Below are 25,880 nucleotides of genomic sequence, written 5' to 3' on the forward strand. Positions count from 1 at the left end.
ATTTTGGTATAAAATTTTGAAGTATTATCGCATTTTATTTTTATCCTTTTCCATGTACTCTTTTATCTTTCTGTCTTCCCAAGATTTACCAAAAAATAAATTTTTACCAAATACTCCTAAGGCATGAAATCCTAAACCTATTCCCCAAAAAAATGCGGTTGAAAAAGTTCCGTAATGCCAAATATTTCCATCACTATTTATGGCAATCATAACTATTAAAAAAATATTTACCGCTACATACCAGAAGGCATGCCAATAAAACCCTTTAATATCTTTTAGTCTTTTTTGTGCTCGTAGATAAGCATCTTCTTTTCTATAATCTGGAGTGTTTTTATATTCTTGAAGTTCCATAGTATTCAATTTTAATTCCATCTTTTATTTTCTTCTTTCTCTATTAATTCTTGTATTTTTCTTTCTTCCCATTTACGTCCTAAAAAACCATCGTTTACAAATACTTGGTAGGCATGAAAACCTAAACCAATACCCCAGCCAAATAAAGGAAACCAAAACCAATGAAAATCCCAAAATGTTTTGTAGTTTATAAATATTAAAAAAGGTATAACTAAACAATAAGAAATTAAGTTATAATAAAAGCCTTTAAGGTCTTCAACACGTTTTCGTGCTTGTATGTATTTATCTTCTGTATTTATGTTTGGTAACTGTCTCATGTTTTTATTATTTTAATTCCAACGATTATCATCATCCTCTTGCATAAACTGTTCTATTTTTCGTTTTTCCCAGTTTCTACCAAAAGCGCCATCGTTTACAAATACTTTAAAAGCTTGAATAACTAAACCTAAGCCCCAACCCAACATAGGAAACCAAAACCATTGAAAATTCCAATTCGTTTTATAGTTTATAAATATTAAAAAGGGAATTACTAAACAGTATGAAATTAAGCTGTAATAAAAGTTTTTAAGTTCTTCAACGTGGTTGCGTGCACGCACGTAACTATCGTCTATTAAGGGTTGTGATTGTGTTCTCATAACTGAAATTTGTTTTGTAAGCATTGGTATAGCTACCGCAAATCTATTTGCGTTTTTATCTATAAATACTTCTTTATTGGTTAATAAATCGTAGCGTTGTTTAATATTAGTTAAACCTACACCACTACTCTTTTTTACTATTTGCTTGGGTTGTAAATTATTTTCTACTACTAAATTATTGCCATCTTCATAAATTTTAATATGTAATGGTTTACTAGATGTAACCATATTGTGTTTTACTGCATTCTCCAGAAGCAGTTGTAATGACAATGGTACAACCTTACTTTCTGGATTTGATGCGCTTTCTGGCATTTCAAAAACAATACTATCTTCAAATCTCATTTTTAATAAAGACATGTATGTTTTTGCAAATTGTAACTCTTCATCAACGGTTACTAATTCTTTATTTTTCTGCTCTAAAACATACCTATAAACTTTTGATAAAGATGTAGTAAAGCGTTGCGCGTTATCAGGATTCTCCTCAATTAAACTGGTTAACACATTTAAACTGTTGAATAAAAAATGTGGATCTAACTGATTTTTTAAAGCATCAAACTTTGCACTTGCGGTACCTGCAATTACTTTTTGTTCTTTTATTTTGTTTTGCTGGTACTGATTGTAAAAGTATATGATATAGAATATCGATATGATTATAAATGTAACTTGAAGCCCAAAATAATAATATTCAATCCTATCGTTTTCTAGAAATTCTTTAAAAGTTCCACCACGATAAAACATATCTGTAAGTGCTCTTAAAAAGAATAAACCTACTAAGGTAATTACTGTGGTACCTACTATACCAAAAACTATCCGTTTTAAAGTATCTTTCTTTTTCCAATTTACACGATGGTTCATGTAATCGAAAAAATACATATTAGAATACCCAAGAACAAAAGAATAGAGTTGATAAAATGTGAAACTAATTAAAGCATCATTAATACTGTCATAACTGAAACCATTTTCAAGAACACTACCTATTACAAATATGGCACATCCAATAATAAATGTTATGAGTATTTGTCTTAAATGTTTTGACATGGCTTTAAATTATTAATTCTAGTTAATTTACTTTTTACAAGATTCTAAAAGTTGTTCTACACGGTCTTTTCCCCAATTAGGATGAAAAGGTGTTTCTGGTTTAAAGTTAGTAAAAAGTTCTAAGGCTTTATCTAAATCTTTACAAAACGGCGCGGTATCTTGTCCAAAATATTTGGCACTATTCATATTCCACTCAGCTTTTGATGAAACCACTCTTGGGTTTTCTGGCGCTATAACTTCTGCTTTGGCATAAAGCTCTATTATTTTTCCAGATAAAGTCATGCCGTAAGTGGCACCGTCATAGGCTACCCATGCGGTATGTAATAAAGCTTGAAGCACCATTATTTCTGGATTATTTTTTGATATTGCTGTGGCGTCGTTAATTAAGTTTTGTGCTTTTTTAAGTTGCGCAGATAACTTCTCTTCGTCTCTCAATCCAAAACTTTTAAGAATATTTATTTGTGCAGCGTAATATGCTGGCAACCAATTATCAGGTTCTGCTTTTGCAATTCGTTCAAATAAATTTGATGCTTCCGTAGGGTTATTACTTCCCCAAAGCTCGAAAGCTTTTTGCATACCTTTCTCGTAATTACCTTGTGCACTAATTGTAGTTGCTATAAGTAATGACACTATAATTATTATATTTTTCATGTTATTGATATTTAAAGTTTAATATTTTGTGTGATAGGTTTATCTTTTATTTCAAATTTGGCATCTTCCCATTTTGGTGGCCCCATGAAACCTTTAGCATTATTTGAGCAACCATAATCTTCTTTAGGGATTCCTAGAAAATTACTATCCATTTTGTTATTACCATTTTCGTCATGATACATGGATATTGCATAAATACCATTTGGAACATCTTTAAAGGTAACCGTACTAGAATTATTTTTAATTTCTGTACTTAAGTATTTATAACCTTTATTTAAAAAACTCTCTTTAGTATTATAAAGACCAACAAATACTTTACCATCGTTACTATTTAAATTTGAAATATTTACGGTAACATCCACAGTTGAGTCAGTTTGAGCAAAAGAGAAACCAATATTGATAACAACTAAACAGATAATTTTAATAAGCGTTTGCATAATATTTATGTTTTTAATTACGCTACAAATATCTGTAATGAATAAAGATTATTGAAAAGAGAAATACCGAAATGTATTTTTTTTAGGATGAAATGTTATTTTAAAAATAAAAAAGACCAAGAGACAATTAAAAATCTCTTGGTCTTTAAAAAAATTTATTACTATTTATTTTAACTATTCAGCTAATTTGAAGAAAATAGGAACTGCGTAAGCTACTTTCACAGGCTTACCTCTTTGTTTTCCAGGTTTCATTTTTGGTAATATTCTAATTATTCGTTCTGCTTCCTTTTCTAAAATCTTATCAGGGCCTCTAGATCTAATATTTGTTGCCATTCCCTCAGTATCTATTACAAAGACAACCGATACTCTACCTTGCAAGCCCAGTTCTGAAGCTGTTTGTGGATAACGAAAATTTTTCAAAACATGAGCTTGTACCTTTTTTTGAAAACATTCTTTGGTCTTTCTTTTATTTAAGCCTTCACAACCGGGAAACACCGGTACATCTTCAATTATAGCAAAAGCTACCTCAACATCTTCTGCTACTTCTTCAACTTGAATATCACTAACCTCGTAATCTCTATCTATAACAGCAGCATCTTGATCAATCTCGGTGCTTTCAAAAACAGTTTCTTCTATATCTTCATTGTCTTCAACAATCTCTACTGTTAAACTCACAACAGGTGGAGGTGGTGGAGGTGGCGGCGGCGGTGTATTAATGTTTATTATTGGTATCTCTTCTTCTATTTCTTGATCTACCTGAAGAATATCCATTGCTATATCGCTTTTTTCGTATGTTTTATATTCTAAAGTTCGCCAAGATAGAAGCAACATCAAATTAAGTCCAATAGCAAAATACAAACTGCTATTGCGGCCTATTTCTAATTCTGGGTTCTTTTTAGCTTCCATGACATTTATATTTAATACTGTAAATCTATTCGAATTCACAATAAATAAGTATGATAATTGTCATATTCACAAAGAAATATTTTATTATTGCTTATTTCGTAAATAAAAAAGTTGCCTTGAAACAAGGCAACTTTTAAGTTTAAAGAGTGGTTTTTAGTAAAGGCTATACTAGCGCAACCATAAAGCTTCTAAGAATATATTAAACATGCCACTGTATATTTTTAATATCATAAATTATTGAATAGAAAATCAACTAATGAAGGAAGATAATTATCAATATTCTCTGAAAGTCTTGGAGCTTCATGAGCCCCATTTGCAATAACAGTTAACTCAGATAAAATTCCTAAGGATTGCAATCTGCTATGGATAACACATGAACCAAATTCCCAGTTCCCAGTCTCTAATTCCAAAGCATTGCATGGAGTTTCATTATCCAATTCACCATGGACGGCAAACATTGGTAGATCATTAGCAGTGATATATAAATCATCTCCGAAAGCTTCTTCTGTACCGAAAATACTACCACCAAGATTTACTACACCCAAGACATCACTTGATATTTCAGGATTTCCTTGAACTCCCTCCCAATTTGTAATCATACCTGCATTAATTACTCCATCCAATATAGGTGTAGGCACATCTTCTTCTTGCCAATAGGTATGAACCAAAGCATTATAAGCTCCTGATGCCCATCCACCTGCAAAAATTTGTTTAGGATCAATACCATAACTACTAGCGTTAGCTCTTAAAAAACGAACCGCCGCCTTACTATCTACCATACCACGCAATAAATTTGCAGTACCATTTTGCACGCCATTTCTATATCTGGCAGTAGCTACAACAAAGCCGTAACTTGCAAGCCTCTTAGCTAATGGATCTAAAACGCTTAAATCACTACCTTCATATTGACCTCCTCCATTAATTAGTATCGCAGGTTTTGTAGAACGTAAATCACCTTTTGGCTTATAAATATTCATAAGGTGTAAATTATTAGAAATACCGTAAACGATATCCATTTCAACGTCAACTAAAAATTTCTCACAATCATATATAGGGCAACCCTCAACAGCTAAAATATTTTGAGATGTATTAGACGTAGCACCATCATTTGCTGTTATAATTAATGATACTGAAAACTCGCCTTTAGAATTGAAGATAACAGTTGGGTTTTGCTCGTTTGATGTGCTTGGAGTTCCACCTGTAAATGTCCAATTCCAAGAATCAATTGTTCCAGTACCTGGTATTGAGGTATCTGTAAACATAACACTTTCGCCAACATTTGCCACCTCTAAATTAAAAGCAAAATTAGCAGTTGGGCTTATTACTTGTATTTCTTCTTGAGGATCATCATCATTACAACAACTAAAAATGATTGGAATTAAAAAAAAATGGGATAAAAAATAAAATTGTTTTAAAGTTTTCATAACTGTTAATTTAAAGATTTAAAACAAATATCTATGACTTGCGGTTTTAGAACACGCAGTATTGTTTCAAATACAAGGAATATTGTTTCACTATCAAAAAAACTATGACTTCCGCACTCATAATTAGAATAATTTATAAAATGTTGTAAATTAGAACATCATAATCCTCATTAATTTGATGTTCAAAAAAAACTCATTTATTCTAAAAGTAGCATTACTTATTCTAATACTCCATGGATACAATTGGTTAAATGCACAAAAGATGTACATGATAGATGGGTTGGTATTTGAACAATATAATCATGAACATGGTCTTTCAGATAATTACATATTAAGCTTTAAAAAAGATTCTAATGATTTTATATGGCTAGGCACAACTAAAGGGCTAAACATTTTAGATGGAAAAGAAGTAAAACTATTTAAAGGATATCAAAATGAAAATAACCATTTCAAAGGAAGATTTGTTACAAGCATTTTTGAAGATTCAAAAAGTAATGTTTTCTGTGGAACAAAAAAATATGGCCTTAATATTTATAATCGATTAACCGGACAATTTAAAAATATTAATGACGAACTATTAGCAAATGCTAAGTCTAAAGCAATTAAATCAATTATTGAAATATCTAATTTGCAGTATGTTTTACTTACAGAACAAGAAATTATCTATTTCAACTTAGACGAAAATAATAATATTACAGAAACATCCATTCTTAATATTTTACTTCATGAAAAGGAGTATACGCTAAAACTCTTGATATACAAGAATGAAATGTATTTAAACACTAATAAACGATTATTAAAAGTCAAGGATAATAATCTATCATTAATTTATTCTAATAAATGGTTAAAAGGCAGCAAAATAAGGAATGACAGGTTTTGGGTTATGAATGAATCAAACATTGGATATTTCTCCGAAAATCTTAAGCATGTTCATTGGATTGACTATAAAATTATTAAAAACACTAAATATAATACTGACTATTATCTTGATTTTGATATAGCTCCTGGTAATAAAGAAATATGGATTGGAGCCAAACATCAATTAATCTATTTAAAATTGAAAGATAATACAGTCGTATCATCCTCTCAGGAATATGAAACCAAAGTTGAAATAAGAGGTATCACCATAGATAACTTACAAAACATTTTTATTAGAACCAATAAAAAACAAGGTTTAATAAAAGTTAACAGTCGTCAACATCAATACACTTACGTCAAACTTCCTGATGGTTTTGAAACAGAATACCGTCATAAATATACTGAAGATAATAATGGTAATTATTGGATAAGTGGTGATACAGGGGTTTTTGTTTATGACAAAAAAACCAAAACCTATAGTAAATTCAAAGATGGATCTTATAAAGGTCTACCAAACTTAAAGATTAATGATCAAATTAAAGACAAATATGGAAAGCTTTGGTTTGGAACCTCAAATGGTATAGCTCATTTTAATCCTGTAAGTAACAGCTTTAATTTTACTGGACATAATTTAGAAGATTATTTAGATAGTTTTACCCATCATTTACAATTGGACCAAAATAGTAATCTGTGGTATGTAACTAATAATAGACTGAATAAAATTGATAATGCTAACAATAATCATGAATTCTTTGATTTTAAAGGTATTGATGCAATTTTTATTGATTCTGAAAATACCTTATGGGTTACAAGCAGAAATAAAGGACTTGAAAAATATAGCATTAAAACTGGAGGTCCTGAATTTAAAAAGAAATATTTTATTTCAGAAGAATTTATGGATTATATTTCTCATCAAATAATTGATGATAAATTTGGTCGACTTTGGATTGTAACTGTTAATGGTATATATGTATATGATATCAATAAGGAAAATGTTGTATTTCATATTAACAAAAATAACCTATTGAAAAATGAAGCATTGTATGGTATAACCCCCGACAATCGTGGCAATTTTTGGGTAAGTCAATTCCTAGCCCCATCATTATGTATAAGTTCAGAGACATTTGAAGTTATTGAAACCTCTCCTAATTGGATGCGAATGGAAGGTAACACAGATCTTTTTGCTAGTCCAATCGATATAGAAGATGACGGGACTATATTTACAGAAGGTATTGGTGGTTTTTTTGTGTATCATCCCGATAGTTTAAAAATTAATAATCAACCAACAAAAATGGTACTACAGGAAGTTAATCTTAATGGAACTAAAGTTTTAAATAACTTCCTTGGCTTGAATACCTTAAAATTTGAAGACCTTAATTACACAGAAAATAATTTAGATTTAAAACTGAAAGCAGTAAACCCAGAGATATCCTATTTTACTCTATATGCATATCGTCTTCTAGGTAATTCTAACGAATGGCAATTTAGCAAAGAATTAAAAACTATTAATTACAGTAGCCTTAAACCAAATAATTATCAGTTACAGGTTAAGTCTACAAACAATGGCTCGATCTGGAGTGAACCACTTACTTTAGCTACTTTTGATATTCTACCGCCTTGGTGGAAAACCACTTTAGCTTACATTATTTATCTAATTCTTTTTACAGCAATTATATATGCCTTTTATAAAATTCAACTGAATAAGAAATTGGCTGTTTCTGAAGCTAATCAATTAAAACAGCTTGACGATTTTAAGAATAAATTTTACCAAAATATTACCCATGAATTTAGAACGCCATTAACAGTAATTATTGGCATGGCAGAAAGCTTAGAATCCAAAGTTTCAGAAATGGTTAAGCGCAATGCACAACAACTCTTAAATTTAGTTAATGAACTTTTAGAAATTGGCAAAATCGAATCTAATTCAGCTAATTTAGAACTTTCAACAAAAGACATTGTTGCGTTCACCAAATACTGTATGGAGTCATTAGAATCTCTAGCAAAGCAAAAAGATATTAAGCTAAAATTTAGTTCCCCCCCCAATTCCATTCTAATGGACTTTGACATAGACAAGGTGCAATTAATTTTAAATAACTTATTATCTAACGCCATCAAATTCACGCCAAAAAATGGTTCGGTTGACGTTACGGTAAAAGCTTTAAATGAAATTGTAGAAATTAAGGTAAGTGATTCTGGTAGTGGTATATCAGAAGATAATCTTGAAAGAATATTTGATCGTTATTTTCAAGAAAAGAATAATAAATCTAGCACAGGGTCAGGGTTAGGACTTGCTTTATCAAGAGAACTTGTTCGACTCATGAATGGCACTATTAAAGCTGAAAACAACAAGAAAAATGGTGCTTGTTTTACAGTTACACTACCCTTATTAAACAATACTTTAAAAATTCAGAATAATCAATCTATTACAGTTAAGTATAAATTAGAAGATGCTATTGAAAATGATGAGAATGTTGTTCTTGTTATTGAAGATAATGAAGATGTTCTAACATACATATCATCTGTTCTAGAGCCGTCCTATAAAGTATACTCTGCACCAAACGGTAAATTAGGATTTGAAAAAGCTCTTGAATTAATTCCAGACCTTATTATCTCTGATGTTATGATGCCCGTTATGGATGGATATGAAGCTTGTCACTTAATAAAATCAGATTTTAGAACAGACCATATTCCTGTTATTATGCTAACTGCAAAAGTTGATCATGATTCAAAAATTTCAGGATTAAAATTAGGCGCCGACGTTTATTTAGGAAAACCATTTAATAAAGAAGAACTTTTAGTTCATATCAATAACCTTATTTCAATACGAGAGAACTTAAAAAAGAAATATAATTCTGAAAACGGTAATCTAAATAATACACAAACACCTAAAATTTCAAATGAGTTTCTTAGTAAGATCTCTGAAGTCTTATTAAATAATATTTCTGATGATGCATTTGGCATCAAAGAAATCTGTAAAGAAATTGGTGTTAGTAGAACACAGCTACATCGAAAATTAAAAGCACTTACCGGTTTATCTACATCTAAATTCATAAGAGAAATTAGATTGAATGAAGGTTATAAATTAATAAAAAATACAGACTTAAACATCTCAGAAATCGCGTATTCAATTGGGTTTAGCGACCCAAATTATTTCTCTAAACTTTTTACTGAAAAGTTTCAAACTCCTCCATCTAGACTAGAAAAATAACTTACTCTATTTAAATGTAATTGGATTTTTATTTATTAATCCTAATTCATTACAATTTATTACCTTTAAATCTCAATGATAAAGTCTATTGTATATTTTTCTAAACTTGACATCAATTGAGTCTCTAAACAAACCTTTAAAAAGTGAAAATTAGCTTCTTATTTTTAACTTTAATAACGCTACAAACAACTATGACAATTTTTAATTTTGAATCAAAAAGCGATATTACTAGTTGGCGTATTGTTGACGATGTAGTAATGGGTGGTCGATCTAATGGTGATTTTTTAATTAGCGATGACGGCAATGGTGTGTTTCATGGCAAAGTATCATTAGAAAATAATGGAGGATTTTCAATGGTTCAATATCCTTTTGAAACGGTTAATATTTCTGAATTCACTAAAGTAAAAATCAAACTTAAAGGTGACGGTAAAACGTATCAATTTAGAGTAAAATCTAGTAATAGCGATTACTATTCATATATATCATCTTTTGAAACAAATGGCGAGTGGCAAACTATTAAAATCCCTTTTAACACTATGTATCCCGCCTTTAGAGGGAGAAAGCTAAATATTGGAAATTATGAAGGCAAGCAGATGGAAATGATTGCTTTTTTAATTGGTAATAAAAAAGCTGAAACTTTTAAACTAGAAATTGACTATATAATTTTAGAGTAGTTATAATGCACTAATAATGTCGTACTTAGTTATTATTTGATATGAACCATTATCAAGTTTTACTAGAACAGCATTATTATCTGGGTTAAATAACTTTGAAATAGCCTCTATGGATGTGTTTTTTTCAACTATCGGGAAAGGTTTATTCATAACCTCTTTTATCGGTAAATCTGAAATATCTTTATTTTCAATATACTTTCGTAATAAATCTGCCTCGTCAATAGCACCAACAAATCCTGTAGAATCTTCAACGGGTATTTGAGATATTTTATACTTTTTCATGCGCTCTATAGCATGTGATACTAACTCCTCTGTCTTAACCGCAACCAAAGGTTTATCTTCAGTATTCATTATAAGATCTGATGCTGATTTTACATCATCTTCAATAAAACCACGCTCACGCATCCATTCATCATTAAACATTTTTCCAACGTAACGACTACCATGATCGTGAAACAAAACTACAACCACATCATCCTCATTAAAATGATTTTTTAATTGTAACAGTCCTTTTATGGCTGCACCAGCAGAATTTCCTAAAAACATACCTTCTTCTTTGGCAAGTTTTTGGGTATAAATGGCAGCATCTTTATCCGTTACTTTGGTAAAACCATCAATAACGGTAAAATCTACATTCTTTGGTAAAATATCTTCACCAATACCTTCGGTTATATATGGGTAAATTTCGTTTTCATCAAAAATACCCGTTTCATGATATTTTTTAAACACAGACCCATAGGTATCTATGCCCCATACTTTTACGTTAGGGTTCTGCTCCTTAAGGTATTTGCCAACACCAGAAATAGTTCCGCCTGTTCCCACTCCTACAACAAAATGTGTAATTTTCCCATCTGTTTGTTTCCAAATTTCTGGACCTGTACTTTCGTAATGTGCAGCAGCATTACTTGGATTATCATATTGATTCACATACCATGAATTTGGTGTTTCTTCAGCCAGCCGTTTTGATGTAGAGTAATAAGATTTGGGGTCTTCTGGTTCTACATTTGTAGGACAAACGATCACTTTACTACCAACAGCGCGTAGAATATCCATTTTTTCTTTACTCTGTTTGTCGCTTATTACACATACCATTTTGTAACCCTTAACAATAGCTGCTAAAGCTAAACCCATACCCGTATTTCCTGAAGTACCTTCAATAATTGTACCTCCTGGTTTTAGTCGTCCGTCAGCCTCAGCATCTTCAATCATTTTTACAGCCATTCTATCTTTTACCGAATTACCCGGGTTGAAGGTTTCATATTTAGCTAGTACTAAGCATGGTAAGGTTTTCGTTAAGGTATTGAGTTTTACCAAAGGTGTGTTACCAATGGTACCAAGTATATTTTCAGCGTAATCCATACTGCAAATTTACATTAATTGCTAAACTTAAAAGTTAATTAGGAGTTAAAGCTATTAATCGAAACGAATAGCCTTGACTGGCGATATTTTTGTAATGATATAAGACGGTACTAACAGCATAAGTAAACACAAAACTAAAGTACCAATATTAAGTGCAACAATGTAGCCAAAGCTTATATAAACTGGTGCTTCTGTAACATAATACACACTTGGATCTAGTGGAAATAGTTTAAAATACTTTTGAGCAAACAATAACACTAAACCAAGTAAATTACCCCAAAATAAGCCTAATAAAATTAGGTAAGAGGCATTGTAAATAAATAGTTTACGAATACTCCAATTGTTACTCCCTAAGGCTTTTAAAATACCTATCATTTGGGTTCTCTCTAGAATTAAAACTAGTAATGCCGTTATCATGTTTATTCCTGCAACCAAAATCATAATTCCTATAATTCCATAAATATTTTTATCGAAAATATTTATCCATTCAAAAATTGAAGCATATTTATCGGTTACAGTTTGTGTATTGAATGTTGATGGAGTATTTTGATATATTTCTATCCCTTTTTGTTGAATATTGGAGTAATCTTCAATAAAAACTTCAAAGTTTCCTATTTGATCTTCTTCCCATTTGTTTATGCGTTGAATATGACGTAAGTTTCCTAAAATATATTGTTTATCTAAATCTTGAAAACCAGAATTATAAATACCTACAACTTGAAAAGTAATGATATTTGGAATTTTTTCAGGGTCATCTTTTGCAAACACCATTTGGAAATTATCATTAACTTTAAATCCTAATCTATTGGCCAAATACTGAGATATTAAAACTTCTTCACTCCATTTTTTTTCAAATGATGGTAGCCGCCCTTCAATTAAAAACTCTTTAAAATACTGCCAATTATAATCTTGTCCAACGCCTTTTAAAATGGCACCTTCAAAATCATTCTCAGTACGAATTACACCGAACTTGGTGGCCACAGCTTGAACATGACTAACTCCTTCTACCGATTTAAAATCTGGATAAAAATCTTGCTTTTTTGAAATAGGAAACAAACTTTCTTGAGAATTGTTACTATCGTAGTTAGTAATGGTAACATGCCCGTTAAAAGCCACAACTTTGTCGCGTATTTTTTGTTGTAAACCAATACCTGTAGCTATAGCAATCATCATAACAACAATACCAATAGCAATTGCTGCTATACCAATTTTTATTATTGGCGCCGATATGCTACTTTTATACGCTTTACTACCAATTATGCGTTTAGCTATAAAATATTCGTAATTCAAAATTTACTATGTGGTTTAATGTGCTCAAAAATACAGTTTTATTATTTCTTTTGGCATTAATTTCTTGTGCAAACTTATCAAAACCTAAAGCCACAATAAAAGAGGCTAAAACTATTAAACAAAGTGAAAAACAAACTATTGTTGGTGCTAATAGAATTGGAAAATATCTACCTTTAATACAAGGAAAACGTGTTGGTGTTGTAGCGAATCAAACTTCGGTTATTTTTAAAAACTCACAGGATTCAATTTTTGAAGTATATCCTGATGGCGAAATAGAATTAAGTCATGTTGAAAAAAACACAAAACTTCATACTCATATAATTGATTCTTTACTCTCTTTGAATATTAATATTAAAAAAGTCTTTGCTCCCGAACACGGATTTAGAGGTACCGCCGACGCAGGTGAACTTGTTAAAGACGGTATTGATACTAAAACTGGTTTACCTTTAATTTCTCTTCATGGTAAAAACAGAAAACCAACTCCAGAACAACTTAAGGATTTAGATGTTATTATTTTTGATATTCAAGATGTTGGCGTTCGTTTTTACACCTATATCTCCACGCTGCACAATGTAATGGAAGCATCTGCTGAAGCTGGTATACCTATAATAATATTTGACAGACCAAACCCTAACGGACATTATGTAGATGGTCCTACCTTAGAGGCAAAAAACAAAAGTTTTTTGGGTATGCATACTATTCCCTTGGTTCATGGCATGACCATTGGCGAATATGCACAAATGATAAACGGAGAAACATGGTTAGAAAATGGAGTAAAATGTGAAATTACAATAATACCCGTAAAAAATTATACACATAATACTTTTTATAGCTTGCCTTTGAGGCCTTCACCAAATTTACCTAATGATCAATCCATAAAACTTTATCCAAGTTTGGGTTTATTTGAAGGGACAAACATAAATGCCGGTAGAGGTACAGAATTTCAATTTCAACGTTATGGTGCTCCTTTTTTAGATTCTGAAACCATGACCTTTAAGTATACCCCTCATGCAAATTTTGGTGCTAAATACCCAAAACATAAAGATAAATTATGCTATGGCGAAGATTTAAGTAATGCAACTATTAAAGATGAAATGACTTTAAAATGGGTTATTAAAGCCTACGAAAACTCTACTGATAAATCACTTTTTTTCTTAACAAATGGATTTACAAAACATGCCGGAACTAATAAACTACAACAACAAATTGAAGCGGGATTGAGCGAAGTTGAAATTAAAGCAACTTGGAAAGATGATTTAGAAGCTTTTAAATTAATTCGTGAAAAGTATTTGATTTATGATTAATCTTTTAAAAGTGCTATCAACCTATCCGGATAATCGGTAATAATTCCATCAACTTCAAAATCAATCATTAGTTTCATTTCATCAATCTCATTAACCGTCCAAGGAATAACTTCAAAACCTTCAGTTTTTAAATTTCTAACCATTTTTTTATTTAAAAGTTTGTAATAAGGACTTATAATTTCTGGCAAATAAGTCATTTTTGCCATTTTATTCAATAAATCTTCATCTTCGTCAACCAAAAGAGCAACCCTCATTTTGGGGGCTTGCTTTTTAATTTCCTCTAAAACTCGCAAATCAAAACTCTGCAAATTGGTTTCATTAAATATGTTATTTTCATTTATTACATCTAACACTAGAGCAACAAATTCATCTGGTTTTGGCGTATAAATATTATCGTATTCTGGTTTCGATTTGATTTCTATATTAAATTTTATTTTCTGGTTTTTAGTTTTAGCTCTTTTTATAACTTCATCTAATGATGGTTTATAAGTTTTGATTTTTTCCTGTTCTGTGAACCTTGGGTGAAATTTTGTACCACAATCAAATTGCTTTATATTATCAAAAGTCATTTGGTATAAATTGTACTTTTTATCATCAGATTCTGGAATTTCATTACCTTGAACATCTAAACAAATAGTTCTACTCATAAAAGGCTCATGAGATACAACGACTATATTATCCTTAGAAATTGCAACATCCAATTCTAGAGTGTGCACACCCAAATTGATGGCTTTTAAAAAAGCTGGAATGGTATTTTCTGGCAACAAACCTCTACAACCTCTGTGGCCTTGTATATCAATTAGTTTTGGTGAATTACAATTCATATTTAAAAAAACACATAAGAGAAGTAAAACCAACTTCAACCTATAAATTTTCATATTCTTTATCTGGCATAACGGTTGGGCTTTTGTATTTCTGAAAAGGTTGTTTTAACAAACTCAAAATATTGCTGTTTTCTTTTTCATCAGGAAATACATCAACACCGTAAACAATTTTATTAGTATCTAATTTCATGTAAGTTCCAAATAGCCTATCCCAAATAGAAAAAATATTTCCATAGTTAGAATCGGTGTACGGTAGTCTATAATGATGATGTACTTTATGCATATCTGGTGAAACTATAAAATAGCTTAATGTATCGTCCACCTTTTTGGGAAGTTTTATATTGGCATGATTAAACTGTGTTGCCAAAACAGATAAAGATTGATAAAGAAATACTAAGCCTATGGGAACTCCAACAATAAAAACACCAAACAATGTAAAGAAAAAACGAATAACGCTTTCTATAGGATGGTGACGATTTGCAGTGGTTGTATCTACTTTATGATCTGTATGATGCACTAAATGCACCATCCATAGTGGTTTTATTTTATGCTCTATTAAATGCGGTAAATACGCCCCAAATAAATCCATTAAAATTAAACTTAATACTACATAAAGCCATAAAGGCATATCGGGTAGCCAATTCATTATACCAAAATTATTTACAACAACCCAGTCTGCAGTTTTTAAAAGCATAAACGCAAGTGGCAAATTGACTATCATAAGCGTAAGGTTGAAAAACAAGTTTGGAATAGCGTGTCTCCACTTTTTATAATTTAACTTATGTAAAGGAATTGCTCCTTCAACAATCCAAAAAAAGGTTAACCCACTTACAATGATTATAACACGGTGGTGAGAAGGAATATTTTCGAAATAATTTAATAAGGTTTCCAAGGTATATTTTTGTTTTAAATATACTTACTTTATTTGTTGTTTCATAGCCTCAACAATATTAAAAGCAGCAGGACATATGGCTACATTTTTTAATGTTAAGTTTGATATTTGTTGAAACTTTTTTCTATTGGTATGCGGGAATTCTCTACAAGCCTTTGGTCGCACATCGTAAATAGAACAATAATTATCGGCTCCTAAAAACGTACATGGCACACTTTGCAACACATAATCATCATCCTCATCAACACGCAAATATTGAGTTATAAACTGCTGTGTTTTCATTCTAAAATGTTTTGCAATTCTATCAACATCTTTATCAGTAAACAAAGGCCCTGTGGTTTTGCAACAATTTGCACACTTTAAACAATCTGTTTTTTCAAACTCATTATCATGTAGCTCTTGCATTACATAATCTAAGTTTTTTGGTGGTTTCTTTTTTAGCTTAGCAAAGAATTTCTTATTCTCGTTATGCTTATCTTTGGCGAGCTTTGGAAGATTATTTATTACGTTTTCCATAACGTAAAAATAGTTAAAGTTCTCGATAAGATTTCAGAAAAATGAAATCACTCAAACGGACGACAACTTAATACAAATGAAAGATATTTTTGGCAACGCTTTATTAGACTATCAAAATGGAAACTACACCGAGGATATTATAACCTCAACAAGTATTTCTGATGAAGATGTTTTATCTCTTCCTTATTTATTTCGCACTTATTCTGAAATGCCAAAAATTGAACAAAAGGCATTAGATCTTTGTAAAGGGTCTGTTTTAGATGTTGGCTGTGGTTCTGGCAGCCATAGTTTGTATTTACAAGAAAAAGGACTTAAAGTAAAAGCTTTAGATATCTCGAAAGGAGCCATTGAAGTTTGTAAAAAAAGAGGCGTTTTACACTCTGAAATTTTAAATGTTTTAAATGAAACTGAAACTTTTGATACTATTTTATTGTTGATGAATGGTACTGGTATTTTTCAGGAACTTGTTCAAGTTTCAAAATACTTATCACATTTAAAAAGTCTATTGAAACCTCATGGACAAATTTTAATTGATTCGTCCGATATTAAATATATGTTTGAAGATGAAGATGGCGGTTTTTGGATGGATGCTAATTCTGGTTATTATGGTGAACTTGATTACTTTTTAAGCTATAAAAATAAAAAAGAAGCACCAATGAAATGGTTGTATTTGGATTTTGACACTTTAAAATTAGCTTCAGAACCTGTTGGGTTAAGTTGCGAATTGGTTATAGAAGGTAATCATTTTGATTATTTGGCTATATTAACCGTTTAGCCTTTATCTCTTATAAATACATGCTCAAATTGTCCTTTTCCATAAACAAACTTTTCATCATTTAAGACGAAAATTTGTTCTGATATTTGGTAATACATACTTATTAACTCTATAAAAAATCTTCCATTTTTAGATTTTATATTTACCAATGTATGCTCGTCAATTATTAAATCTGCATGATGATTTACAAGAGCTTTTGGTGGTAAGTTTAATTCTTCAAGAACCTCTATAAATCCTTTGTTGTTATTAAAACTAAATCTATAAATTACATTTTTGGTTTCTCCTATTAGTTTCCAATCGCCTTGAATTACTTTTTTAACTTCTTCTATATTATTGCAACATTCAAGATTTTGTGAAAATGTATTTATTGAGATTAATACTATTAAAACGTTCAAATAATTTCTCATGCTATTTTTTTTATAAAAACATAAAACTAACCTTTGAATCTGTAGTGTCCAATAATTTTAAAATCGAACAAACAATCTTCTAAAACTTGTCCTTTACCAATATTATGAACGATTAAATAACGTTTTCCATCATTAGATTTTTTATTCACTACAACACCAATATGAGTTATTGCACCTCCCAAATTCCAACATACAACATCTCCTGGCATGTAATCAATAGCATTTTTTGTAATTGGTTTTTCAGCACCATTTCTTTTAAAATAAGTCATTAAGTTAGGTACACGCCTATGATCTATATTCTTATCGGTCCTTTTTAAACCCCATATTTTAGGATATAAACTAAAATGAGCTATCATATCTTCATGGACATTTTTTTGCAAATCGATACCCATTTTCCTGTAAGCTCTAATAACTACATCTGTGCAAACACCTTTTCCATTTGGCACATCGCCATTGGGATAATCTATAGAAAAATAACTTGGGTCGTAAACTACTTTTTGTTTTGTGAGTTGTAAAGCAGCATCTGAAAGTGTTAATTGCTGAACTTCATTTTGTGAAATACAAATGTTGAAACAGAAAAATATTAGTATTAGAGTTAGTTTTTTCATCAAATAAATAGCGTTTCAATTTAAAAGATTACCAAGTCGCTTTGCTCCTCGTAATGACATTAGAAATCAAACTTGAAGGTAGCACCTGCTAAAAATTGAATACTTTGAACAGGAAAATTTTGCCAACGTTGGTAAGCATTATTTGCCATATTATTTGATTTTACAAAAACAGAAATTTGATCATTTACATGATAACCCAAATGGGCGTTTGCATCAAAAAAGCTATCCAAAATAGTTGGAGTAAATTCAGTTGGAAGTAGACTGCCTTCTAATTCTAAAATATCTTTTCTTTCGCCAATATAAAATAAATTAGCCCCAGCAAACCAATGCTCGTTAATTTGGTAATCTAAAAACAGAGACCCTTTTACATCCGGTAAGTTCCATGCTTCGTTTTCTGTATCTGTGTCATAGGTAAAGTACTCTGCTTTTAAGCCTAACTTAAAATTTCTATTAACATCAACATTAATTTCTCCAGCAACTCCAAAGGTGTCTAAATTATCATATACAATTCCAAATGAATTTCCGTAATCGTAAGCATTTTCAGGAGATAAATTTCTTATAACATTTGTTTTATACAACGCCCTATTTCTCTCAGAGACATAACTTCCGCTAATATTATAACTCATATTACTGGATAGTTTTCCTTTCAAACCAATATAAGCATCATATTGCTGATCTGTTGGCTGAATAAATAGCGTAGGTGACACAAATGGGTTTTCTGAGGCAAAACCATGATATGAATTCTGAACTAATCCACCTTCAATACCACCATAAGCAATTAAAATATCGTTTACCAAACGGTATGTCGCTGTTATATTTGGATAAATATAAAAATTGCTTTCACCTGTTTCTCTATCATTTAAATATGCTCCCGTAACACCTAAGTTTATTGTTAAATCGTCTTGCTTCATTTCGTAACTTGGTGAAACTGCAACTTGAAAATTACCATAATTTAGTTCATCATTTGTAAAATAGTTTCTATCAAAAGTTCCGCCTATATAATCTAGTTTTATACCCGTAGAAATCTCTTCTCCATTTATAGGCACATCAACTTTCGCTTTGGCAATAAATCTATTTTCTCCAGAACCTTGATTATCTCCAAAACGTCTAAAAAAGAAGCTACCTGAATTTATATAAGTATCTTCAAAACTAATATCACCACCAAAATACGCGCTAAAAAATGAATGATCTACTTCAATATTATCAGCTTGTGCCTGAACGATTTGTGATTCCGGAACACCATACCAATTATACAATTGATGCTGAAAACCAGCTTCAACATTCCATGATAAATCTCTTAAACGTGATGAATAATTAGCATTGATTTTTGAGTTCGAAAAATTATCATCAAATTGAACACCATCAATACCACCAGCAGAAGAATGATGACTCACATAACCACCAACACTTTCTGTTCTGCTAATAGCATGGTTTAAATACACCTCTCCTAAAACTGTGGTATATGTTCCCACACCTAATGTTGCATAATTATCGTATAGTTTTATTGGTTTTGCTTTTTCAACGGTTGCTGCTTTTCCTTTTGCAGGTGTAAATGTAGATGCAACTGGAAATGAAAAAATATTATATTTCACTTTCTTTTTAGTTGCCGTGGTTTCATCATCTAAAGTTGGAGTTTCCTTTACTTTAAAAGCATCAGAAATAGATGGTGTATAAGGTTTTACAACATCAATTACCCCTGTATTTATAGTGTCTTTTTCTCTGTTTTGAGAGAAACCTAGAGCAAAACTAGATGTAATTACAACTAATAATATATGTTTTACTTGCTTTCGCATATGATTTGATTTACGATTGATGTTTTAATTTTCTGTTTGAATTGATGAATTTGTCTTAGATTCTTCCGCTTTAATTTTACTTAATTCAGATTGTGCTTCATTTGTTACATCATCAAACTCTTTGAAATTTTCTATAACACTCTCTAAAATATATGTAGCTTGAAAAGCATCATTTAAAGCATAGAAATTTTTTGCCATAAGCACTAAACCTTTAGCACTATAGTACTTATATCCTGAAAAATCCTTTGCTAGTTTTTGAACAGACTTGTTAGATGCTGCATGTTTGCCTTCTTTGTTTTTAAAATAGGCATTATAATACAAAGCTTCTGCTGCAGTTTCGCCAGAAGCAACCTTTTCAACTTGAGCATAAGCAGTTTTGGCTCTATTTTCATTACCAGTTTTTATGGCAGAACGCGCTATAATTACTTGAGCATCACTTTTTATTTTATTATCAATTTTAGAACTGGTTAAAACTTTTTCAGCGTAAGTTACTGCTTCGTTATAATCTTCTAATTGATAATAGGCTTTCATTAAATTAGATTGGGCGAAAATAACGTTTTGAGGAAAATTAGCTTCTTCTTCTAGTCTATTCAACAACGGAATAGCTGTATTCCAAGATTTTTCTTCCAAGTAATATTGTGATAAACGTGATAAGGCCTCCTCCGTAAATTCGCTTTGCGATGCTTCAACTACATACTTGTAATGTGGCGCTGCATTGGCTACCAAATTCTTTTTATAGTACAATTGTGCTAAATAAAAATGAGCGTTTAGAGCATGAATACCATTCGAGAAATTATTTAGATAACCATTAAACTGACTGATAGCCCTATCTGTATTATTATCTAAATACTGTTTTTCTGCCGCTTCGTAAGTAGCATTATCTAAATCGGCATCTGTAACCTCAACATAATCTAATTGCTTAACCCATGAAGCGTATTCGTTTACACGACCTAAATCTATATAGATTAACCGTGCGGTAGATACTGCCTGAACTGCTTCTGGTGTACCAGGATAATCACCAGCCACTTGTTTAAACTTCGTTAATGCACGCTCGTTTTCGCTACCATTATAATAAACCAACCCTTGTCTTAATAATGCTTTTGGCACAAAAGAACTCATTTTATATTCCTTACTTAAACGATTATAAATTCGCATAGCTTTATCAGTTTCATTAGCTTTTACGTAAGAATTTCCTAATTCGTACATGGCATCATCTCGTAATTTTGAATTTGGGTATTTTGATATAAAATCTTCCAAGTCTTTTATCTTTTTTAATGATTGACCAGCATAACCTACGCTAATTGCCTTTTGAAAAAATGCGTAGTCTGATTCTATCTCATTTAATTGTATAGCTTTTTCATAAGCATTAACGGCACTTCTATAATCACTAGACACAAAATGACCGTCTCCTAAACGTAAATAGGCATCATTTAAACGTACTTTATCATTTTTTTTATTGGCTATAAATTGATTGAAATATTCTGTAGCTTGTGAATATTTTTTTTGTTTAAAATAGGTGTAAGCCAAATTATAATCAATATTTTCAATTTCAGGAGTTGTTCCTGAATCAACTTGTTGCTGAAACTGTTTAAACCCTACCAAAGCATCATCATAATTAGTTAAATTATAATCTGTTTCTGCCTTCCAAAATGTAGCACGGGCGGTGAATTTTGCATCTAAAGATTCCTTCAATGATGCGTCAAATAAGTCTTTAGCTTCTACATACTGGTTTTCGTTATATAATTCAATCCCTCTATAAAATGCCACTTTTTGGTACGCCATCTTATTATCAAAACTCTTTCTACCTTTTAGCAAGTTTAGTGCTTCTTTATAATTTTTTGAAGTTATATAAGAGTCAATTAAAAGTGTTTCTATTTCTTCTTTATAACTTGTATTTGGATATTTATCTAAATACCCTGCCAAAACTTGGGGAGCTGATTGGTAGGGATTACCAATCTCGTAACTAATTTTAGCGTAATTTAACCAAGCATCTTCTTGAATTTTTAAATCGAAATCCATTTGTGATGCATTTCTAAAAGCATTTAAAGCTTCTTGCTTTTTATCAACATTAATATAGCTTTCTCCCAAATGATAGTAAGCATTTTGCGCAATAGAATTTGTTCCTCCAACTATTTTATTAAACTCTGAAATTGCTTTTTCAAAATCTTTTTGTTTGTAATAAGCATAACCCAATTGGTAATAATCGGTATTATTCCATTTACCTGTTCGGTCTCGCTTTCCTTTTTTTCCTTTGTATTCGTTTAAAAATGGAATAGCTTCTGCGTATTGTTCTAAATTGAAATAACTTTCACCTATAATTTTTGATAATTCTGAAACCTCAGCCTCATCGTCTGTTTTTGCTAATCTTTCTTTTGCTAGTTCAATAGCTTTTTCAAATTTGCCAAGCTTAAAGTTTAAATCTGCCTGATAATAAGATAGTTTTTCCTTGTAGCGTTCTTTATCACTTACCTGATCAAAATATTCATTAGCCTCATCATAATCATCTCCTTCATAAGCCATAAAACCTATGTAATATTTAGCCTGAGCCCCATATTCTTGAGAGTTTTCAACTCTACCTAAATATTTTTTTGCGTCTTTATATTGTTTTGTTGAAAACGCAGTATAGCCATTATTGAAATAGTACTTCTCCTTTTCTTTTCTTCCTAAAGCATTTTCATCAACTTTATCGTACCATTTTCTTGCATAAGCATATTTACCATTTGCAAAATAATAGTCTGCAACGTCTACAAAAGCAGTATTTCTTTTTGTACTTGTAGGGTACTCTTTTACAAAGTCTTCAACTAAACCGTCGGCATTTTGCTGATTTAATCGAACTGCACAATTAGCTATATAATAAGTACAATCTGACTGTAAAATTTCTTCATTTGCAGTTTTCTTTACTTGCCTAAATAAAGATTGTGCTGCTAAGTATTGCTGATTATTGTACAAGGATAGAGCCTTCTGATAATCAACTAAACTACTTGTATATGTTGCGGATTGTTGGGCTATAATTTGACAACAAAAGCCTATACCCAACACAAAGGAAAGTATCTTATTTTTAGTCATTAACGATTCGTTTTTTAATTTGATTTCAAAGATAAATTAATATAAATCCTATAACGTAATAATCGTGCCATAATTATAAACCGAGTTATTAAATGTTAAATTTAAACAGGTAATAAAGAAAAATTTTAAGCGTTACCTTTTAAGATTTAACTTTTAAGTAATACTTTTACAGTACTTAATGAACCACAATTTATTTTATGTCTCAACCCATTTTACAATTAAAAGATGCCTCTATTTTTCAAGGTGAGAGTTTAGTGCTTTCTAATGTAAATGTAGAAGTAAACAAAGGAGATTTTGTCTATTTAATTGGAAAAACTGGAACAGGTAAAAGTAGTTTTATGAAAACACTTTACGGAGATTTACCACTTAAAGATGGCGAAGGACATATAGTAGATTTTGATTTAAAAAATCTAAAAGAAAAAGATATTCCTTTTTTACGTAGAAAATTAGGTGTTGTTTTTCAAGATTTTAAGCTACTTATAGATAGAACTATAAATGATAATTTACTTTTTGTTTTGAAAGCAACAGGTTGGAAAGACAAGGAAGAGATGAATACTCGTGTTGAAGAAGTTTTAACAAAAGTAGACATGAAAACCAAAGGCTTTAAATTTCCTCACGAACTTTCTGGTGGAGAACAACAACGTGTTGCTATTGCAAGAGCTTTATTAAATAACCCAGAGCTTATACTAGCTGATGAACCTACTGGCAATTTAGACCCACAAACCAGTGTTGAAGTTATGGAGGTACTTCAAGATATTAACAAAAATGGCAATACCATACTAATGGCTACTCACGATTATGCTCTTTTACTTAAATACCCAAGCAAAACTTTAAAGTGCGATGAGAATGAAGTTTATGAGGTGGTACAGAGGAAAAGTTAATTATGCTCTCTATTTTAATACCAACATATAATTACAATATTGTTCAGCTCGTCAATGCAATTCATGAGCAATTAATAAAATCTAATATAGACTTTGAAATTATAGCTTTAGATGACGTATCAAATCATGATATCATAGAGCAAAATTCTAAAATAAATATTTTAAAGAATACTCAATATATATTATCAAAAACCAATGGAGGAATAGCTGTAAATAGACAAGTGCTATCAGATAGAGCTAAATTTGATTGGATTTTATTACTGGATGCCGATATGAAATTAAAAAGTGACCTTTTCATATCAAATTATTTAGAGACTATTAAACATGATTTTGAAGTAATCTTTGGAGGTATTGATTACGAAAGTAAAATACCTAATTCGGAAAATCTATTAAGATGGAAATATGGAGTTACTTGTGAAGCGTTAAATGCAGAAAAAAGAAACAAAACACCATATAAAATTACATCTGCTGCTAACATGCTTATAAAAAAAGATGTTTATAATCGCTTTAGTTTAGACAGTATTGGTAATTCTTATGGTATGGATATTTTCTTCGGCCCACAATTAAAAGTAACTAAAACACCCGTTTTACATATAGATAATGAGGTTTACCATCTAGGATTAGAAAGTAGTAAAACTTATTTAAAGAAAACAAAACTTGCTGTGGAAACACTTCTGAATTTACACTACAAAAAAAAAATAAAACTACATGAAAATGATTTACTAAAAACTTTTATTTCATGTAAAAAAATAGGCTTAAATTATTTACTCTCTTATTATTTTAAATTATTTGAAACCTTAATGATTAAAAATTTACTAGGCAAAGCTCCTTCAATAAAACTTCTTCAGCTATATAAATTAAGCTATATGTGTAATTTTAATTTAACAAAAAAAGTCTAGGCTATATTGATTGAAATAAATGATTCCATTGTTCCATTATATTGCTTATTTCATATTTTTTAATACTTATTTTAGCGTTTTTTCCTATCGACTGCATTTTATCTTTATCTTCTATTAACTCTATAATTTGGTTTGCGTATCCAGCCATATCATCCTTCTTAATTAAAAATCCGTTTTCTTTATGCTTGATATATATTCTTGGACCCAAAGTATTACTAAATGCTAATACTGGCAATCCGCAAGCCATAGCTTCTATTAATGCTAAGCCAAATGCCTCATGCCTAGATGTATTTACTAATATTGAAGCGTTTAAATAAACATCTTTAATGTTTGATACTGGATTAAAAAAACTAATATTATTAATTAAATTCATTTTTTTAACTTTCTTTAATAAACTCAATCTGTCACCCTCACCATAAATATGTAATTTCCAATCTGGATGTTTTTCAACAACTAAGGTCCAAATATTAATCAACTTATCATACCCTTTCACATATGATAATCGACCAACAGCAAGAACTATTCTATTATTTAGTGATGAACTTTTTTTTGGAATTTCAAAAGCTAATGGGTTATGAATAACTCTAATGTTTTTAGATTTCCATACCTTCTCTAAATGCCTGTAAACAACTATTCTTTTGTATTTATTTATCGATTTTGAAAAAAATAAATTTCTAAATTTTAATTTCAAATTTTCTAATATATTTCTCTCTAATGCATTGTGAGTTCTATGACTCTCAAAAATCAATGGAAATTTTCCTGAAAGTATATATGGCAATAATGCACCTTTTAGTCCATCATCACAATTAACTATTACATCAGGATTTATTTCAAATATTAAATTATTGAGTTTACTCTTGTAGGTTAAAAAACGCTTTATTTTTGAATAATGCTGATTTAATGAATAAATTTTAATCCTCTTATCAAATTTAAAAAACAAATTACTGCTATCTCCATTAGAATTTATTACTGCAACATCATAGTCATACTTTTCAACTAAATAGTTTAATTTTAATGACAATACTCTAGCTACCCCGCCTGAGGAATTTAAATTAGTTGTTATATATAATAATTTTATCAAATA

The 25,880-nt window shown here is 30.4% G+C and carries 23 protein-coding genes; 6 read left to right on the forward strand and 17 right to left on the reverse strand.

Features of this window, described 5'->3' with window-relative positions; genetic code table 11:
- Positions 1–24 precede the first annotated feature (24 nt).
- From ABD939_RS01800 to ABD939_RS01830, 7 genes are all read right to left on the reverse strand, one after another.
- On the reverse strand, positions 25–372 hold the full coding sequence (locus tag ABD939_RS01800; RefSeq protein ID WP_345163902.1) for a 2TM domain-containing protein: 348 nt from the start codon (positions 370–372) through the stop codon (positions 25–27).
- Complete coding sequence (locus ABD939_RS01805; RefSeq protein WP_345163904.1) at positions 363–668, reverse strand: 2TM domain-containing protein; 306 nt, start codon at positions 666–668, stop codon at positions 363–365. Before ABD939_RS01805 ends, ABD939_RS01800 begins: the two co-directional genes overlap by 10 nt.
- 12 nt (positions 669–680) lie before the next feature.
- Positions 681–2,024: a histidine kinase gene (locus ABD939_RS01810; RefSeq protein ID WP_345163907.1), complete on the reverse strand. Its 1,344-nt coding sequence runs from the start codon at positions 2,022–2,024 to the stop codon at positions 681–683.
- A gap of 27 nt (positions 2,025–2,051) precedes the next feature.
- A complete protein-coding gene (locus ABD939_RS01815) occupies positions 2,052–2,675 on the reverse strand; it encodes a tetratricopeptide repeat protein (RefSeq protein ID WP_345163909.1) in 624 nt (207 codons plus the stop codon).
- An 11-nt stretch (positions 2,676–2,686) separates the two neighbouring features.
- The gene (locus ABD939_RS01820; RefSeq protein ID WP_345163911.1) at positions 2,687–3,112 is read right to left on the reverse strand and encodes a DUF2141 domain-containing protein; all 426 of its coding nucleotides are present in this window, start codon (positions 3,110–3,112) and stop codon (positions 2,687–2,689) included.
- A gap of 174 nt (positions 3,113–3,286) precedes the next feature.
- On the reverse strand, positions 3,287–4,018 hold the full coding sequence (locus ABD939_RS01825) for an energy transducer TonB (RefSeq protein WP_345163913.1): 732 nt from the start codon (positions 4,016–4,018) through the stop codon (positions 3,287–3,289).
- Positions 4,019–4,245: 227 nt separating this feature from the next.
- Positions 4,246–5,442, reverse strand: coding sequence for a PKD domain-containing protein (locus ABD939_RS01830; RefSeq protein WP_345163915.1), 1,197 nt, complete (start codon positions 5,440–5,442; stop codon positions 4,246–4,248).
- A 178-nt stretch (positions 5,443–5,620) separates the two neighbouring features.
- Between ABD939_RS01830 and ABD939_RS01835 the strand changes: the two genes are divergently transcribed.
- Entirely contained in the window at positions 5,621–9,508 is a 3,888-nt protein-coding gene (locus ABD939_RS01835; RefSeq protein WP_345163917.1) for an ATP-binding protein, read from the forward strand.
- A 191-nt stretch (positions 9,509–9,699) separates the two neighbouring features.
- Complete coding sequence (locus tag ABD939_RS01840; protein ID WP_345163920.1) at positions 9,700–10,182, forward strand: CIA30 family protein; 483 nt, start codon at positions 9,700–9,702, stop codon at positions 10,180–10,182.
- Here the strand turns inward: ABD939_RS01840 and ABD939_RS01845 are convergent, their stop codons facing one another.
- Positions 10,183–11,541, reverse strand: a complete 1,359-nt coding sequence (locus ABD939_RS01845) for a pyridoxal-phosphate dependent enzyme (RefSeq protein ID WP_345163922.1) — start codon at positions 11,539–11,541, stop codon at positions 10,183–10,185.
- 54 nt (positions 11,542–11,595) lie between these two features.
- Positions 11,596–12,831 carry an ABC transporter permease gene (locus ABD939_RS01850; protein ID WP_345163924.1) on the reverse strand — a complete coding sequence of 412 codons (1,236 nt, stop codon included), beginning with the start codon at positions 12,829–12,831 and terminating at the stop codon, positions 11,596–11,598.
- An 8-nt stretch (positions 12,832–12,839) separates the two neighbouring features.
- On the opposite strand from ABD939_RS01850, the gene ABD939_RS01855 reads away from it, so the two are divergent.
- Positions 12,840–14,135 carry an exo-beta-N-acetylmuramidase NamZ family protein gene (locus tag ABD939_RS01855; RefSeq protein ID WP_345163927.1) on the forward strand — a complete coding sequence of 432 codons (1,296 nt, stop codon included), beginning with the start codon at positions 12,840–12,842 and terminating at the stop codon, positions 14,133–14,135.
- Here ABD939_RS01855 and ABD939_RS01860 read toward each other — a convergent pair.
- The 3 genes from ABD939_RS01860 to ABD939_RS01870 are packed head-to-tail and all read right to left on the reverse strand — an operon-like array spanning position 14,132 to position 16,367.
- A complete protein-coding gene (locus ABD939_RS01860; RefSeq protein WP_345163929.1) occupies positions 14,132–14,959 on the reverse strand; it encodes a glycerophosphodiester phosphodiesterase in 828 nt (275 codons plus the stop codon). The genes ABD939_RS01855 and ABD939_RS01860 overlap by 4 nt on opposite strands.
- Before the next feature lie 40 nt (positions 14,960–14,999).
- The gene (locus tag ABD939_RS01865) at positions 15,000–15,851 is read right to left on the reverse strand and encodes a sterol desaturase family protein (RefSeq protein ID WP_345163930.1); all 852 of its coding nucleotides are present in this window, start codon (positions 15,849–15,851) and stop codon (positions 15,000–15,002) included.
- Positions 15,852–15,875: 24 nt separating this feature from the next.
- Entirely contained in the window at positions 15,876–16,367 is a 492-nt protein-coding gene (locus ABD939_RS01870) for a YkgJ family cysteine cluster protein (protein WP_345163931.1), read from the reverse strand.
- 76 nt (positions 16,368–16,443) lie between these two features.
- Here ABD939_RS01870 and ABD939_RS01875 point away from each other — a divergent pair, with 76 nt between their 5' ends.
- Positions 16,444–17,142 (forward strand): class I SAM-dependent methyltransferase, encoded by a 699-nt coding sequence (locus ABD939_RS01875; RefSeq protein WP_345163932.1) that lies wholly within the window; start codon positions 16,444–16,446, stop codon positions 17,140–17,142.
- Here the strand turns inward: ABD939_RS01875 and ABD939_RS01880 are convergent.
- The 4 genes from ABD939_RS01880 to ABD939_RS01895 are packed head-to-tail and all read right to left on the reverse strand — an operon-like array spanning position 17,139 to position 23,016.
- Positions 17,139–17,549, reverse strand: a complete 411-nt coding sequence (locus tag ABD939_RS01880) for a hypothetical protein (protein ID WP_345163934.1) — start codon at positions 17,547–17,549, stop codon at positions 17,139–17,141. The two genes, ABD939_RS01875 and ABD939_RS01880, sit on opposite strands and share 4 nt — an antisense overlap.
- 26 nt (positions 17,550–17,575) lie before the next feature.
- Positions 17,576–18,157: a DUF1287 domain-containing protein gene (locus ABD939_RS01885; protein WP_345163936.1), complete on the reverse strand. Its 582-nt coding sequence runs from the start codon at positions 18,155–18,157 to the stop codon at positions 17,576–17,578.
- Positions 18,158–18,216: 59 nt separating this feature from the next.
- On the reverse strand, positions 18,217–19,950 hold the full coding sequence (locus ABD939_RS01890; RefSeq protein WP_345163938.1) for a TonB-dependent receptor: 1,734 nt from the start codon (positions 19,948–19,950) through the stop codon (positions 18,217–18,219).
- 24 nt (positions 19,951–19,974) lie between these two features.
- Positions 19,975–23,016 (reverse strand): tetratricopeptide repeat protein, encoded by a 3,042-nt coding sequence (locus ABD939_RS01895; RefSeq protein ID WP_345163940.1) that lies wholly within the window; start codon positions 23,014–23,016, stop codon positions 19,975–19,977.
- Between the two features lie 197 nt (positions 23,017–23,213).
- Here ABD939_RS01895 and ABD939_RS01900 point away from each other — a divergent pair, with 197 nt between their 5' ends.
- Complete coding sequence (locus tag ABD939_RS01900; RefSeq protein WP_345163942.1) at positions 23,214–23,897, forward strand: cell division ATP-binding protein FtsE; 684 nt, start codon at positions 23,214–23,216, stop codon at positions 23,895–23,897.
- A gap of 2 nt (positions 23,898–23,899) precedes the next feature.
- The gene (locus ABD939_RS01905) at positions 23,900–24,796 is read left to right on the forward strand and encodes a glycosyltransferase family 2 protein (protein WP_345163945.1); all 897 of its coding nucleotides are present in this window, start codon (positions 23,900–23,902) and stop codon (positions 24,794–24,796) included.
- A 1-nt stretch (position 24,797) separates the two neighbouring features.
- Here ABD939_RS01905 and ABD939_RS01910 read toward each other — a convergent pair whose 3' ends face one another.
- Positions 24,798–25,877, reverse strand: coding sequence for a glycosyltransferase (locus tag ABD939_RS01910; RefSeq protein ID WP_345163947.1), 1,080 nt, complete (start codon positions 25,875–25,877; stop codon positions 24,798–24,800).
- Between the last annotated feature and the right edge of the window lie 3 nt (positions 25,878–25,880).

Origin of the sequence: Algibacter aquimarinus, assembly GCF_039543265.1 — a bacterium.
In the GTDB taxonomy this organism is placed as follows: domain Bacteria; phylum Bacteroidota; class Bacteroidia; order Flavobacteriales; family Flavobacteriaceae; genus Algibacter_B; species Algibacter_B aquimarinus.

Coding starts and splice junctions, on each gene's coding strand:
- ABD939_RS01820 (WP_345163911.1), bottom strand. CDS start 3,112: ATGCAAACGCTTATTAAAATTATCTGTTTAGTTGTTATCAATATTGGT.
- ABD939_RS01860 (WP_345163929.1), bottom strand. CDS start 14,959: ATGAATTGTAATTCACCAAAACTAATTGATATACAAGGCCACAGAGGT.
- ABD939_RS01905 (WP_345163945.1), top strand. CDS start 23,900: ATGCTCTCTATTTTAATACCAACATATAATTACAATATTGTTCAGCTC.
- ABD939_RS01805 (WP_345163904.1), bottom strand. CDS start 668: ATGAGACAGTTACCAAACATAAATACAGAAGATAAATACATACAAGCA.
- ABD939_RS01835 (WP_345163917.1), top strand. CDS start 5,621: ATGTTCAAAAAAAACTCATTTATTCTAAAAGTAGCATTACTTATTCTA.
- ABD939_RS01895 (WP_345163940.1), bottom strand. CDS start 23,016: ATGACTAAAAATAAGATACTTTCCTTTGTGTTGGGTATAGGCTTTTGT.
- ABD939_RS01885 (WP_345163936.1), bottom strand. CDS start 18,157: ATGAAAAAACTAACTCTAATACTAATATTTTTCTGTTTCAACATTTGT.
- ABD939_RS01815 (WP_345163909.1), bottom strand. CDS start 2,675: ATGAAAAATATAATAATTATAGTGTCATTACTTATAGCAACTACAATT.
- ABD939_RS01880 (WP_345163934.1), bottom strand. CDS start 17,549: ATGAGAAATTATTTGAACGTTTTAATAGTATTAATCTCAATAAATACA.
- ABD939_RS01855 (WP_345163927.1), top strand. CDS start 12,840: ATGTGGTTTAATGTGCTCAAAAATACAGTTTTATTATTTCTTTTGGCA.
- ABD939_RS01845 (WP_345163922.1), bottom strand. CDS start 11,541: ATGGATTACGCTGAAAATATACTTGGTACCATTGGTAACACACCTTTG.
- ABD939_RS01840 (WP_345163920.1), top strand. CDS start 9,700: ATGACAATTTTTAATTTTGAATCAAAAAGCGATATTACTAGTTGGCGT.
- ABD939_RS01810 (WP_345163907.1), bottom strand. CDS start 2,024: ATGTCAAAACATTTAAGACAAATACTCATAACATTTATTATTGGATGT.
- ABD939_RS01900 (WP_345163942.1), top strand. CDS start 23,214: ATGTCTCAACCCATTTTACAATTAAAAGATGCCTCTATTTTTCAAGGT.
- ABD939_RS01825 (WP_345163913.1), bottom strand. CDS start 4,018: ATGGAAGCTAAAAAGAACCCAGAATTAGAAATAGGCCGCAATAGCAGT.
- ABD939_RS01875 (WP_345163932.1), top strand. CDS start 16,444: ATGAAAGATATTTTTGGCAACGCTTTATTAGACTATCAAAATGGAAAC.
- ABD939_RS01890 (WP_345163938.1), bottom strand. CDS start 19,950: ATGCGAAAGCAAGTAAAACATATATTATTAGTTGTAATTACATCTAGT.
- ABD939_RS01870 (WP_345163931.1), bottom strand. CDS start 16,367: ATGGAAAACGTAATAAATAATCTTCCAAAGCTCGCCAAAGATAAGCAT.
- ABD939_RS01800 (WP_345163902.1), bottom strand. CDS start 372: ATGGAATTAAAATTGAATACTATGGAACTTCAAGAATATAAAAACACT.
- ABD939_RS01830 (WP_345163915.1), bottom strand. CDS start 5,442: ATGAAAACTTTAAAACAATTTTATTTTTTATCCCATTTTTTTTTAATT.